Annotated in this window: 13 protein-coding genes and 1 riboswitch; of the genes, 8 read left to right on the top strand and 5 right to left on the bottom strand. The window is 71.1% G+C overall.

Features of this window, described 5'->3' with window-relative positions; translation table 11 throughout:
• Positions 1 to 78 precede the first annotated feature (78 nt).
• Positions 79 to 213: riboswitch (cobalamin riboswitch) on the bottom strand.
• A 124-nt stretch (positions 214 to 337) separates the two neighbouring features.
• The 3 genes from OG331_RS37410 to OG331_RS37420 all read right to left on the bottom strand — a co-directional run bounded on the left by OG331_RS37410 (position 338) and on the right by OG331_RS37420 (position 2757).
• On the bottom strand, positions 338 to 559 hold the full coding sequence (locus OG331_RS37410; RefSeq protein ID WP_328428633.1) for a hypothetical protein: 222 nt from the start codon (positions 557 to 559) through the stop codon (positions 338 to 340).
• Positions 560 to 611: 52 nt separating this feature from the next.
• A complete protein-coding gene (locus OG331_RS37415) occupies positions 612 to 1844 on the bottom strand; it encodes an anion permease (protein WP_406204874.1) in 1233 nt (410 codons plus the stop codon).
• Positions 1845 to 2007: 163 nt separating this feature from the next.
• Positions 2008 to 2757, bottom strand: a complete 750-nt coding sequence (locus OG331_RS37420) for a lysozyme (protein WP_406204876.1) — start codon at positions 2755 to 2757, stop codon at positions 2008 to 2010.
• A gap of 206 nt (positions 2758 to 2963) precedes the next feature.
• Here OG331_RS37420 and OG331_RS37425 point away from each other — a divergent pair, with 206 nt between their 5' ends.
• From OG331_RS37425 to OG331_RS37435, 3 genes are all read left to right on the top strand, one after another.
• On the top strand, positions 2964 to 3695 hold the full coding sequence (locus tag OG331_RS37425) for a class II aldolase/adducin family protein (protein WP_406204878.1): 732 nt from the start codon (positions 2964 to 2966) through the stop codon (positions 3693 to 3695).
• Positions 3696 to 3954: 259 nt separating this feature from the next.
• Positions 3955 to 5082 carry an alpha/beta hydrolase gene (locus tag OG331_RS37430; RefSeq protein WP_406204881.1) on the top strand — a complete coding sequence of 376 codons (1128 nt, stop codon included), beginning with the start codon at positions 3955 to 3957 and terminating at the stop codon, positions 5080 to 5082.
• Between the two features lie 182 nt (positions 5083 to 5264).
• Complete coding sequence (locus tag OG331_RS37435; RefSeq protein WP_406204884.1) at positions 5265 to 6698, top strand: hypothetical protein; 1434 nt, start codon at positions 5265 to 5267, stop codon at positions 6696 to 6698.
• Between the two features lie 13 nt (positions 6699 to 6711).
• Here the strand turns inward: OG331_RS37435 and OG331_RS37440 are convergent, their stop codons facing one another.
• Positions 6712 to 7125 (bottom strand): VOC family protein, encoded by a 414-nt coding sequence (locus OG331_RS37440; RefSeq protein WP_406204887.1) that lies wholly within the window; start codon positions 7123 to 7125, stop codon positions 6712 to 6714.
• A 257-nt stretch (positions 7126 to 7382) separates the two neighbouring features.
• On the opposite strand from OG331_RS37440, the gene OG331_RS37445 reads away from it, so the two are divergent.
• The 4 genes from OG331_RS37445 (at position 7383) to OG331_RS37460 (ending at position 11405) form a co-directional block, all read left to right on the top strand.
• Complete coding sequence (locus OG331_RS37445) at positions 7383 to 8225, top strand: hypothetical protein (protein ID WP_406204890.1); 843 nt, start codon at positions 7383 to 7385, stop codon at positions 8223 to 8225.
• 91 nt (positions 8226 to 8316) lie between these two features.
• A complete protein-coding gene (locus OG331_RS37450; protein ID WP_406204893.1) occupies positions 8317 to 9915 on the top strand; it encodes an ABC-F family ATP-binding cassette domain-containing protein in 1599 nt (532 codons plus the stop codon).
• Positions 9916 to 10250: 335 nt separating this feature from the next.
• A complete protein-coding gene (locus tag OG331_RS37455) occupies positions 10251 to 10469 on the top strand; it encodes a helix-turn-helix domain-containing protein (protein ID WP_328428641.1) in 219 nt (72 codons plus the stop codon).
• A 132-nt stretch (positions 10470 to 10601) separates the two neighbouring features.
• Positions 10602 to 11405, top strand: a complete 804-nt coding sequence (locus OG331_RS37460; protein WP_406204896.1) for an enoyl-CoA hydratase/isomerase family protein — start codon at positions 10602 to 10604, stop codon at positions 11403 to 11405.
• Between the two features lie 56 nt (positions 11406 to 11461).
• Here the strand turns inward: OG331_RS37460 and OG331_RS37465 are convergent, their stop codons facing one another.
• Positions 11462 to 12184 carry a nucleopolyhedrovirus P10 family protein gene (locus OG331_RS37465; protein WP_406204899.1) on the bottom strand — a complete coding sequence of 241 codons (723 nt, stop codon included), beginning with the start codon at positions 12182 to 12184 and terminating at the stop codon, positions 11462 to 11464.
• An 87-nt stretch (positions 12185 to 12271) separates the two neighbouring features.
• Here OG331_RS37465 and OG331_RS37470 point away from each other — a divergent pair, with 87 nt between their 5' ends.
• On the top strand, positions 12272 to 12751 hold the full coding sequence (locus tag OG331_RS37470; protein ID WP_406204901.1) for an Asp23/Gls24 family envelope stress response protein: 480 nt from the start codon (positions 12272 to 12274) through the stop codon (positions 12749 to 12751).
• Positions 12752 to 12759 lie beyond the last annotated feature (8 nt).

Here is a 12759-nt window from a genome sequence, read left to right on the forward strand (position 1 = left end):
TCAGACGAGGGTCCGGTTCTGCATGTCGATCGGCAGGCGTGCATCGCGTTATGTCCTCACTCAGGGTGTCCGCGCCCTGGTTCGACGAGATCGGCGGGGAGAGTTCCTGGCTCCCGGGGCTATCTACCCCGGTGACAGTGGCGGGACCGCGCCGGATTCACACCGGCTTCCTCTCCTGCCGCCGCACATGGCTCCGGCAGTCCACCACGGGGTTGGAACGGCCGTCAACTTGCCGTTGACCTGCGAAGGGAGAGTGTGCGAAGGCCCACACAGCAGTGAGGTGCGGGACGGTGATCCGTCCCGCACCTCGGGTGTTTCAGGTGATGCGCGCCGTGCGTCAGGCCACGATCAGATAGATGCCGTACGCCACTGCCGCCGCGCAGGCCGCGAAGCACGCGTACGCGCCCGTGACCGCGAGAGAGGCCGAGTCGCCCTGCGCCACGGCTCGTTCGCGCCGGGACAGGCCCGCGATGCCGAGGGTGAACAGGCCCACCAGGGCCACGGTGACCACGAGGCTGACGCCGAAGACGGAGCCGAGTGCCGCCCAGTCGATCTTCATGCTTCTGCTTTCTCGAGTGAGTGAGGGGGAGTGACTGGAGTGACTGGGTGCGTCAGACCGAGGCCTTCGAAGGCTTGGGCTCCGAGGACTGGGCCGGGATGGTGGCCGTGAGTTCCTCGGTCGCCGTGCCCGCGGGCGGCGGGGTCACGGCGGCCATGGCCGTGGTCACCACGCCGGCCGGCTCGTCGGACTCGTTGACGTTGGTGTGGTCGATGACCTCGCGGCGGGAGATCTTCCAGATCGCGGCGCTGGAGGCGACGAGGAAGACCGCGACGACGGCCGTGCCCCAGGCGCCGAAGCCCGTCACGTACTCCGCGATCGCGCCGACCAGCGCGGCCGCCGGGAGGGTGAGGCCCCAGGCGACGAACATGCGGGTCGCCGTCGACCAGCGGACCACGCCGCCCTTGCGGCCGAGGCCCGCGCCCATCACCGCGCCGGAGACGGAGTGCGTGGTGGACAGGGAGAAGCCGAGGTGCGAGGAGGCCAGGATGACGGTGGCCGCGCTGGTCTGGGCGGCGAAGCCCTGCTGCGGCTGAAGGTCGGTCAGGCCCTTGCCCATGGTGCGGATGATGCGCCAGCCGCCGAGGTAGGTGCCGAGCGCGATGGCCAGGCCCGCGGAGAGGATGACCCACATGGGCGGGTCGGAGTCGGGCGCGAGGGTGCCGCCGGCGACCAGGGCGAGGGTGATGATGCCCATCGTCTTCTGCGCGTCGTTGGTGCCGTGGGCCAGGGAGACCAGGCCGGCCGAGGCGATCTGGCCGGCGCGGTAGCCCTTCTTGGCGGACTCGCCGTCGGCCTTCTTGCCGAGCGAGTAGGTCAGGCGTGTGGCCAGCAGCGCTGCGATGCCCGCGACCAGCGGGGCGGCGATCGCCGGGATCAGCACCTTGGTGACGAGCGCGTCGCCGTGGACCGCGCCGACGCCGGCCGAGGCGATGGTGGCGCCGATCAGACCGCCCATCAGGGCGTGCGAGGAGCTGGAAGGCAGGCCCACCAGCCAGGTCAGCAGATTCCAGAGGATCGCGCCGACCAACGCGGCGAAGATGACCTCGGGACGGATGCCGGTCTCGTCGACGAGACCCTTGGAGATCGTGTTGGCGACCTCCACGGAGAGGAAAGCGCCTACAAGGTTCAGCGCGGCGGACATGGCCACCGCGACCTTGGGCTTGAGCGCACCGGTCGAGATGGTGGTGGCCATCGCGTTGGCGGTGTCGTGGAAACCGTTCGTGAAATCGAACGCGAGTGCGGTTACGACCACAATCGCGAGGATCAGCGAGAAGTTTTCCATTTACCCAGGCAATCGTTCGAGGTCATTGGCTGGATGAACGTAGGTAACCTGAATGAACGGAAGGTGAACTGGGGTGAGCCGCACGGTGTCCGGTGGAGGGGGTTAATCGTCCGATCGAGGAGGCCCGCTCCCACGGTCATCGCACGGCCCAGGCGCCGCACGGTCAGTAGCCTCGGGCAAGCTTCCTCAGTTGGCTCATGGACCCGTTGAAGAGATTCTGGTCACCCGGCAGGCTGCCGCTGCCGTTGTCGTACTGCCAGATGGTCCAGAACTGCCATCCGGCCGGCAGTGCCCCCGCGCTGGAGGAGTTGTAGCGGGCTATCCACAGCGCGTGGTTCGAGGCGAAGGCGCGGCTGCCGCCGGTGCAGTTGTTCCACCAGTGCGTGGTGGTGTAGATCACAGGACGGCGCCCGGTCAGCCGCTTCACCTCGTTGCTGAAGGACTGGATCCAGCTGACCATCTTCGCCTTGCTCAGCCCGTAGCACTTGTGCTTGCTGTACGGGTTGTACTCGATGTCGAGGGCGGGCGGCAGGGTCCAGCCGTCGGACCGCCAGCGGCCGCCGTTGCGCACGAAGTACGCGGCCTGCGTCCTGCCGGACGACTTGTCCGGCAGTGCGAAGTGGTACGCGCCGCGGATCAGGCCCGCATTGCGGGAGCCGTCGTACTGCTGGCCGAAGTAGGGGTTGCGGTAGGTGTGGGACTCGGTCGCCTTGACGTAGACGAACTTGGCGCCCTTGCTCTTCGAGCTCTGCCAGTTGACGTTCTTCTGGTGGGAAGAGACGTCATGGCCCTTGGGTTTGCCGGCCGCCGCGGCCGGTGTCTCGGCGAGTGCGGTTCCGCCGAGCGTGAGCGCTGCGACGGATATCGCGAGGAGGCGGGAGCGGTGACGGGACGGTTTGCGATCACGGGCCATATTTCCCCCCGGAATGGCGGCGTGCACAACAAATCAGCCAGAGGCTACGGGAAGATCGTTGAATCCTGATCGATCCCAGGCCAAGCTGGAGGGGGTGGGCTATGTCCCGGTATGCACCCTGCCGGATGCTGGGCTTCCCCCCTAAAGTGCCCGGGCCCGGCGACGACTTGATGCCGTGCCGCCGCCGTGCCTGGCAGGATCGCCGCATGGCTGAGGAGCGGCGGGACCAGCGGGGCGCGCGGGACGCGCGGGAGGGCGCACAGGAAGCGGGGGAGTCGTGGGGCCGCAGTGCGCGCCCCGAGGAGGCGGAGGCCTGGGAGGCCCTCGTGGCGACGGCCCGCCGGACCGTCGCCGACGGACTGGTCGTCGGCACGTCCGGGAACGTCTCGGTGCGGGTCGACGACACCGTGCTGGTCACACCGTCGGGAGTGCCGTACGACCGCCTGACGCCGGAGGATGTGACAGGGGTCGACCTGGACGGCAGGCAGGTGCTGGGCACGTTGGTGCCGACGAGCGAGCTCCCCATGCATCTCGCCGTCTACCACGCCTCGGACGCCGGCGCCGTAGTCCACACCCACGCGGTCCACGCGACGGCCGTCTCGACCCTGGTGCCCGAGCTCCCGCTGATCCACTACATGTCCGCAGCCCTCGGCGGCCCCGTCCGAGTTGCCCCCTATGCGACGTACGGCACCCAGGAGTTGGCCGAGAACATGCTCCGGGCCCTCACCGACCGCACCGCCTGCCTCCTCCAGAACCACGGCACGATGGCTTACGGCACGACCCTGGACCAGGCCTACGACCGCACGGCCCAGCTGGAGTGGATGTCCCGCCTGTGGCTCACGGCGTCCTCGGTACCGGGCCTGTCCCCGACGCTGCTGTCGGAGGGGCAGCTGACGGAGGTGGCGGAGCGGTTGCGGCGGTACGGGCAGCGGGGGTGACGTTTGTGGGTGTGGGTGTGGGTGTGGGTGTGGGTGTGGGTGCCCACGGTCGTTGTCCGATGCCGGTCCAGGTATTTCAGCCCGTCCGGCGTTTGAGGACGAGGCCGTTCAGGCCGACAGCGGGGGTCTGGGGGCGGCAGCCCCCAGAAGGGCCCGCGCCGCCACGACGCACCCCACAAGCCCACGGCAGTGACCCCGCATAGCCCACGGCAGTGACCTCCCACTGGCCGCCACCCCCGTCCGCCCGGACACTGGATGGGTGCGCACTGTCAAAGCGACGGCCGCTGCCGTCACCGTGGCTCTGGCCGCCGGCGCCGCAAGCGTCGCCGCCGGGCGGTTCGCCAGTGGCGTCGCGCTGACGGCGCCCCCCGGCAGGCCCCTGCCCACCGAACCCCGTCTCACCGTGCACGCCACGGCCGCCGGCCAGATCGCGCTCACCCGCGACCTCGCCTCCCTGCGCCCCGGCACCTACGGGCTCTCCGGCGACGGCTCGCACGCGGTCGTCGGCCCCGTCCTCGCCGCGGCGAAACACTCGGCCGACACCGTCGTACGCCGCCTGGAGCGCGTCACCCACGGCACCCTCCAGCCCGGCGACAGTGTCTGGTTCACCCCGAACGTGTACGTCGGCAATCCGAGCGCCGCCCTCGGCCTCGAACACGCCGACGTCGACATCCCCGGCGAACTCGGCGCCCTGCCCGCCTGGTTCGTCCCCGGCGCGCGGGACACCTGGGTCATCGCGGTGCACGGCCTCGGTACCACCCGCGAACAGGCCATGAACGTCATGGAGTTCCTCAGCGGCCGCCACTTCCCGGTCCTCGCCCTCGCCTACCGGGGCGACCTCGGCGCGCCCCGCCCGCCGGACGGCCTGAACCACCTCGGCGAGACCGAGTGGCGTGACCTGGACGCGGCCATGCGCTACGCCGTGCGGTACGGGGCCAAGCAACTCGTCCTGCTCGGCTGGTCCACCGGCGCCACGATGGCGCTGCGCGCCGCCGCCCGCTCGGGGCTCCGCGACCGCGTCTCGGGCGTCGTCCTGGACTCCCCGGTCCTGAGCTGGGAGGCCACCCTGCGCGCCCTCGCGTCGGCCCGCCACACGCCCAGCGCGCTGCTGCCGCTCGCGGTCCGTGCCGCACAGGGCCGCACCGGCCTGACCGCCGACCGCGCAGGCGGCAACGGCACCCGCGACGACCTCACCGTGCCGACCCTGATCTTCCACGGGCCCGACGACCGGGTGGCCCCCTGGAGCCTGTCCCGCCGGCTCGCCGACGCCCGCCCCGACCTGGTGGCCCTCCGGACCGTCGACCGCGCACCCCACGCGGCCATGTGGAACGCCGACCCCGAGTTCTACGAGGAGTCCCTGCGCCGCTTCCTGACACCGCTCATGTGATGCCGGTGCAACGCCCCTCGGCCCACCCCTCCCACACCGGTCCCACAGATTCCATTTAACCCCGTACCAGTGGCCTGTATTCGGCCCCTTGCCGCTCGCAGGACCCCGTGCGTTGGCCATCCCCGTCGCCCCTCGTGACATTCCGTTTGGGTTTTCGGACCGTCAACCGGAAGACTGCACCCGTGACGTCCCGTATCCCGCGCGACTCCAGGCTTCGACTCGTCCGCCCGCGACCCCTGGCCGCCGCCCCACGAGCTGTGAACCAGCGGCGCCCCCGCCGCCCCGCACCGCGCCCCCCGGAGGGCACACCGGCCCAGTCGGAGCTGGCCAGAATGGCTCGCTCCGGTCTGGCCGCGGCGGCCCGCGTCGCCCACTGGGCCGACACCGCGCTGGGCCCCGGCCGCGACAGCGCCGGCGCCGACGGCAAAGGCACCCTCTCCGAGGCCACCGCCGAACGCGCGGCCCGCGACCTCGGCCTGACCGTGACTCAGGTCCGCGCCGACTGGGACACCGCCCGCCTGGCCGGACTCGTCGAGGTGCACGGCGACAGCGCCCGGCCCGGCTGGCGCCTGCGCGCCTGGGACCGCGACGACAGCGCCGTGCTGCGCGGCTGGGTCGCCCTCTTCGACGCCTGGTCGCTCGCCCACCCGGAACCCGAGCAGCACGAGCACGGTGCCGTGGCCGACGTCGTCTCGGCGCTGCCCCAGGTGCTCTCCTTCCTTCAGCTGTCCGCCGGGCCCGTCCCCGTGGAGCAGCTCCTGGACCTGCTGGAGCAGCGCGTCACCGAGCTGCGCACCGAGAGGTGCGAGATCCCCTACGGCCCCCAGCCCGCGCCGGCCGCCGCAGCCATGGCCGCCGAAGCCATGGCCGCGGAAGCCAAGGCCGCAGAGGACACGCCCCTCGCCCCGCTCCTCGACTGGGCCCTGCACGCCCTCGCCTCCGTGGGCGCACTCACCTACGGCGACGGCCAGGCCACCCTCACCCCGCTCGGCAGCTGGGCGGTCTGGGTCAAGCTGGAGCAGATCTGCGTCGCCGCGCAGAGCCCCGCCGGGAACATCGAGCAGTCCGCCGAAGCGATGCTCCGCGGCTGCGCCCAGCTCCGCCCGAACGCCGCCCGCGACGAATACCGCGCCTGGCTCGCCGCCCGCCCCGTGGGCAGCGCCGTCAGCGAACTCCTCGGCGCCGCCCGCGGCGACGACGCCCTCCTGCGCGGCCTCGCCTTCGAGGCGCTGCGTGTCGTCGGCGCCCCCGCCGAGCCCGACGTCCGTGCCGTCCTCGACCAGCCGACCCTGCGCCCGTACGCCCTGCTGTGGCTGGCCGAGCACGACGGCATCGACCCCGAGGACGCCCACGAGGTGCTCACCCGGGACGAGGCCACCTGGCTGTGGGTCGACACCGCCGCCGCCGTCGCCGACCACGGCGAGGCCCCCATGCTCGTACGGCACCTGGAGTCCTCGGTGCAGCCGACCGTGCCCGCGCTCCTCGCCGAGGTGCGCGCCGTCGGCCACCCCCGCACCGTGCAGGTCCTGGTCGCGCTGGCCGCCGCACACCCCGACCCCGCCCTCGCCAAGGCCGTACGCCGCGCCGCCTTCCAGGTGCACACCGGGGGGAGCTGAGCCGGCCCGGCGCTCAGCCCTTGATCTCGGGGGCGTAGGTGCCGAAGCTCCACACATTGCCCTCGATGTCCCGGGCCATGTAGTCCCGCGAGCCGTAGTCCTGGTCCGTCGGGGGCATCAGGATCTCCGCGCCCTTCTCCACGGCCCGCCGGTGGTGTGCGTCGACGTCGTCCACGACGACGTACACCCCGGTCGTGCCCGCCTCCGTCATCACCTTGTCGAAGGCGCTGCCGGTGCCCTTGGAACCGAGCATCACAGCGCCGTTGCCCTGCGCCAGCTCGGCGTGCGCCACCGAGCCGTCCTCGCCCTCGTACACGGCCAGCGCCGTGAACCCGAAGGCCTCCGTGAGCTGCTTGATCGCCGCCTTCGCGTCCGCGTACAGCAGCGTGGGGTAGATGCTCGGACGCCCACCGCCAGTGCCTGCCATACCGATCACCCCTTCGTGATCCATCGCCGTGATCCATCTCCGTGGGCCGGCGCTGTCGACCGCCGGAAAACCGACCCGCTGCCCAGTCTTGCAGCGACCACTGACAACGGCCCGTGAACCGAAGCCGCCAAGCGGGGGACAGGTCCGAGCGCCCTTGCCGTGTCCCGACGGCAAGCACCGGCCACCGGCGTCGCGCGTGGCTACGCTCTGCGCTGATCCGCGGGAAGCGGACCGGGCCTTTGAGACAAGGGGGCGTGGTGGCCGCTCAGCCGGGCCGTGCGACCGAAGGCGGTGACAGCGGTGAAGGCGGCGAAGCGCCCCCGGCCCCCGGCGTCACCGCTCCGAAGCCCGCCGCAGCCACCCGCTCCCGCCTGCTGCCGACGTTTCTCGCGCTCCTCCTCGCGCCCCCGCTCCTCGCGATCGCCCACCACGCCCGCCCCGCCCCCTACGGCGACCACCTCACCGTCCACGCGGCCGCCCACGCGCGCGTGGGCCACGCGACCGCCCCGGAGCAGCCGCAGCCGCAGCCGCCGCCGACGCCCCTGCGCAGGCGCGGAGCGGCCATCGAGGCCCACCACCCCGTCACCGGCGCCCCCCTGTGGCGCTACACCCGAGAAGGCCGCCGGCCGCTCACGTCGCTCCACGCGCGCGGGGAGGCGATCACGCTCTGGGACGACGGCATGGTCACCGCCACCGACGGCCGCTCGGTGCGCTGGCACCGCCCCCTGCCCGCGGCCGGCGAGTGGCTGCCGTCCCACGGCGGCACCGGCGTCCTGCGTGCCCTCGGCCGCGGCATGCTCGCCGTCGTCACGCCGGACCGTGTCGCCGCGTACCGCATCGCCGACGGCGACCTGCGCTGGGTGCTGCCCGCCCGCGAGGGCTGTGCCTTCGAGCCCGCACGTGCCGTACGTCACGCCAAGTCGCTCCTCCTGGCCCAGCCCTGCACCCACGCGGCCTGGACCTCGCAGGTCATCGCCGTGGACGACCTGGGGCGGATCGCCCCGCACCGCCGACCGCTCGGCAACGAAGTCGGCGAAGAGCGCGGCGAGCCGCGGCCCGAACACGTGAACCCAGAAAAAGTGGTTGCACGGCCCCGTTAGACTGGCCTCATGGCCATTCTCCTCGCGCATTAGACGGCGGGAACGTCCTCAGCCGCCCATCCCGCCACCAACCCCGCCCTGGAGTCTGTCCGTGATCTCCGCCTCCGGTATCGAGCTGCGCGCCGGTGCGCGCGTCCTCATCGAGTCCGCGACCTTCCGCGTCGCCAAGGGCGACCGCATCGGCCTCGTCGGCCGCAACGGCGCCGGCAAGACCACCCTCACCAAGTGCCTCGCAGGCGACGGCATCCCCGCCGGCGGCACCATCACCCGCTCCGGCGAGGTCGGCTACCTCCCGCAGGACCCCCGTACCGGCGACCTCGACGTCCTCGCCCGTGACCGCATCCTCTCCGCGCGCGGCCTGGACGTACTGATCCGCAAGATGCGCGACAACGAACAGCGCATCGCCAACGGCCAGGGCGCCACCCGCGAGAAGGCCCTCCGGCAGTACGAGCGCCAGGAGACGGAGTTCCTCACCAAGGGCGGGTACTCCGCCGAGGCCGAGGCCGCCACCATCGCCGCCGCGCTGAACCTGCCCGACCGGGTGCTCGGCCAGCCGCTGCACACCCTCTCCGGCGGTCAGCGCCGCCGTATCGAGCTCGCCCGCATCCTGTTCTCGGACGCGGACACCCTGCTGCTCGACGAGCCGACGAACCACCTCGACGCCGACTCGATCGTCTGGCTGCGCGACTACCTGAAGACGTATCGCGGCGGCTTCATCGTGATCTCCCACGACGTCGACCTGGTCGACACGGTCGTCAACAAGGTGTTCTACCTGGACGCCAACCGTGCCCAGATCGACATCTACAACATGGGCTGGAAGCTCTACCAGCAGCAGCGCGAGGCCGACGAGAAGCGCCGCAGGCGCGAGCGGCAGAACGCCGAGAAGAAGGCCGCCGCGCTGCACTCGCAGGCCGACAAGATGCGCGCCAAGGCGACCAAGACGGTCGCCGCTCAGAACATGGCCAAGCGGGCCGACAAGCTCCTCGCCGGCCTCGAAGCGGTGCGCATGCAGGACAAGGTCGCCAAGCTCCGCTTCCCCGAGCCCGCGCCCTGCGGCAAGACCCCCCTGACCGCGGAGGGCCTGTCGAAGTCATACGGCTCCCTGGAGATCTTCACCGACGTCGACCTGGCCATCGACAAGGGGTCGAGGGTCGTCATCCTCGGCCTCAACGGCGCCGGAAAGACGACCCTGTTGCGGCTTCTCGCCGGCGTCGAGCAGCCGGACACCGGCGCCGTCATCCCCGGCCACGGCCTCAAGGTCGGCTACTACGCCCAGGAGCACGAGACCCTGGACGCCGACCGCACCGTCCTGGAGAACATGCGCTCCGCCGCCCCCGACATGGACCTCGTCGAGGTCCGCAAGGTGCTCGGCTCGTTCCTGTTCTCCGGCGACGACGTCGACAAGCCCGCCAGTGTCCTCTCCGGCGGCGAGAAGACCCGCCTCGCCCTCGCCACCCTCGTGGTGTCGTCGGCGAACGTCCTGCTCCTCGACGAGCCGACCAACAACCTCGACCCGGCCAGCCGCGAGGAGATCCTCGGCGCGCTGCGCACCTACAAGGGCGCGGTCGTGCTCGTCACCCACGACGAGGGTGCCGTCGAGGCGCTCCAGCCGGAGCGGATCATTCTGCTGCCGGACGGCGTCGAGGACCTGTGGGGCTCCGACTACGCGGATCTCGTCGCCCTCGCTTGATCGAATGCGTGATCAACGGCGTATGGATCATTCGGCCTATCGGTGATCCATCATCTGTGTGAGATCTCCTCGTACCGAGGTGTGTACTACATCGATTTCGCGGCCGAGTCCTTTATCGACAAGGGCTCGGCCGTTTCACGACGCTGACCTGCGAGTTCGTAAAAGAACCCGTTCGGCCGTACGGACAACATTCTCCGGAATCGCAGATTCCGTATGTGGGGATGCGCTCCTGTCGTCACAACCATGTCTCACGGACCTTGCCGAATGGGTGGCCATGAAGCCCCGGAGGGGTGATCATGAGGAGACCAGAGCGCACTTCCCATGAGGAGGCACGGGTGGCCGAGACTCTGAAGAAGGGCAGCCGGGTAACCGGCGCCGCGCGCGACAAGCTCGCGGCAGACCTGAAGAAGAAGTACGACTCCGGTGCGAGCATTCGGGCACTGGCCGAGGAAACCGGCCGCTCGTATGGCTTCGTACACCGGATGCTCAGCGAGTCGGGCGTCACGCTTCGTGGGCGTGGCGGCGCGACACGAGGCAAGAAGGCGACCGGCTGACACCGGGCGGCCCATCGGCTTCGATGGTGGCCACCCGGTCGGTCGACTGATCGGCCGGGTGGTTACTGTGCAGTCACTTAGGGGGTGCCCTTCCGGGCATCCCATGATGACCGCACTCATCGGAGGCGCTCCATGGCTTCGCCCGACCAGGACCTCGCTCCCCTGCTCGACAAGAACGGCGTACGGCTCACCGTTGACGGCGCGATCGCCACGGTGACGCTGTCGAACCCGACCAAGCGCAATGCGCAGAGCCCCGCCATGTGGCGGACGCTCGCCGAGGCCGGGCGGGCCGTGCCGGGCAGCGTGCGGGTTGTCGTGCTGCGCGGTGAGGGCAAGTCCTTCTCCGCCGGGCTCGACCGGCAGATGTTCACGCCGGACGGGATCGAGGGCGAGCCCTCGTTCATCGACCTGGCGCGCAGCAGCGACGGTGAACTCGACGCTGCCATCGCCGAGTTCCAGGAGGGCTTCACCTGGTGGCGGCGTAACGACGTCGTGTCCATCGCCGCCGTACAGGGGCATGCCATCGGGGCGGGCTTCCAGCTCGCGCTCGCCTGTGACGTGCGCGTCGTCGCTGACGACGTGCAGTTCGCCATGCGTGAGACCAGCCTCGGGCTGGTGCCGGACCTGACGGGTACGCACCCGCTGGTCGGGCTGGTCGGATACGGCCGTGCGCTGGAGATCTGCGTGACGGGTCGCTTCGTGCTGGCCGAGGAAGCCGTCAGCAGCGGGCTGGCCAACCTCGCCGTGCCCGCGGACCAACTCGACGACGCCGTACGGGATCTGGCGGCGGCGATCGTCGCCGCGCCTCGGGATGCCGTGATCGAGACCAAGGCGCTGCTTCGTGGTGCCGTGGACCGCACGTACGACGAGCAGCGCGGTGCCGAGCGGGCCGCGCAGGCGCGCCGGCTGCGGGACCTGGCCGGCCTCGGCGACTGAGTCATGCGCTGATCGACCTTGCGCTGATCGACCCTGCGCTGATCGACCAGCGCTGATCAACTGACGGCTGTGATCAGTACCGCCACCGTCGGGCGATCCGCCAGCGCCTCTCCCACCCACTCGCGGACCTCCCGGGCCACCTCCAGCGCCCGGCGGTCCGCGCGCACGGCAATCTCCACGCGCACGTGGCGGCGCGGCAGGGCGGCCTCGTCCTGCCGTTCCTCGATGTGCACCGCACGGTTCAACCCGCCCAGGGCGCCCGTCAGTTGGATCACTCCCGGGACCGTCAGGGCCGCGGCGGCGACGCGCTCCTCGTCGGGGCTCGCCAGCTTCGCGGCCTGCGTCGGCTCGGGCTGGGGCACGGGAGCGGGTTCGGTGTCCTCGTCGAGCAGGGCCGTCACGCGCAGATCCACCTCGGTCACCGTCAGGCCGAGACGTTCAGCGGCTGCGCCGGCCAGCAGGTCGCGCAGCCGTTCCGCCGTCGTGGGCAGATCCTCGGCCGCCGTCGCCGCGAAGTCCGCCGTCACCCGCAAGGGGCCCGGTGGCAGCGCGCTCGGCGGCGTGGGTACGGCCGCCTCCTGCGTGTCCTCCGGGTCGGTGAGCCCGATCCGGAGCGTGTCCAGCCGTACCCCGCGCATGTCCTCGGCCGCGCTCCGCAGCACCGCCTCGGCCGCCCTCTCGGAGATCCACGCGCCGTCGCTCGCGCCGCCCAGGGGCAGCAGCCTGCCGAGCCCCAGCTGCTGCCGGATCGCCTGGGTCCACCCGTCCGCCGTTGTCATTCCTCCAGCCTGCCGCATCCCTGGGGCGCAATCGCGTAACCGTGCTTACGGTGGTTGAGGGACGACGACCGAAAAGGACGAACGGCCATGACTGAGACCACGGAGCAGAACCGGCGGACGGAGGGCGACGCCCTCAGCACCCGCAAGGGCCAGGTGACAAGGCGTGGCGGGGGAGAGCCCGGTGTCCGCGGCCGGACCACCATTGCCGACGGCGTCGTGGAGAAGATCGCCGGGATGGCCGCACGCGATGTGGACGGCGTGCACGCCATGGGCAGCGGTATGTCGCGGACCTTCGGGGCCGTGCGCGACCGGGTGCCGGGCGGTACGACGAAATCGGTGTCGCGTGGGGTGAAGGTCGAGGTTGGCGAGGTACAGGCCGCGCTCGACCTGGAGATCGTCGTCGTGTACGGCGTGTCGATCGCCGACGTGGCGCGGGACGTCCGCGAGAACGTGATCAGCGCCGTCGAGCGGATGACCGGCCTCGAAGTCGTCGAGGTCAACATCGCGGTGAGCGATGTGAAGCTTCCGGAGGAAGAGGAAGAGGAAGAGGAGCGTCGGATCCAGTGAGGCGCCGG

Origin of the sequence: Streptomyces sp. NBC_01017 (genome assembly GCF_045162795.1) — a bacterium.
Classification (GTDB): Bacteria; Actinomycetota; Actinomycetes; order Streptomycetales; family Streptomycetaceae; genus Streptomyces; species Streptomyces machairae.

Bases quoted from the DNA above. Each gene is read 5' to 3' on its own strand.
- OG331_RS37410 (WP_328428633.1), bottom strand. From the start codon at position 559: ATGAAGATCGACTGGGCGGCACTCGGCTCCGTCTTCGGCGTCAGCCTC.
- OG331_RS37415 (WP_406204874.1), bottom strand. From the start codon at position 1,844: ATGGAAAACTTCTCGCTGATCCTCGCGATTGTGGTCGTAACCGCACTC.
- OG331_RS37420 (WP_406204876.1), bottom strand. From the start codon at position 2,757: ATGGCCCGTGATCGCAAACCGTCCCGTCACCGCTCCCGCCTCCTCGCG.
- OG331_RS37425 (WP_406204878.1), top strand. From the start codon at position 2,964: ATGGCTGAGGAGCGGCGGGACCAGCGGGGCGCGCGGGACGCGCGGGAG.
- OG331_RS37440 (WP_406204887.1), bottom strand. From the start codon at position 7,125: ATGGCAGGCACTGGCGGTGGGCGTCCGAGCATCTACCCCACGCTGCTG.
- OG331_RS37460 (WP_406204896.1), top strand. From the start codon at position 10,602: ATGGCTTCGCCCGACCAGGACCTCGCTCCCCTGCTCGACAAGAACGGC.
- OG331_RS37465 (WP_406204899.1), bottom strand. From the start codon at position 12,184: ATGACAACGGCGGACGGGTGGACCCAGGCGATCCGGCAGCAGCTGGGG.
- OG331_RS37470 (WP_406204901.1), top strand. From the start codon at position 12,272: ATGACTGAGACCACGGAGCAGAACCGGCGGACGGAGGGCGACGCCCTC.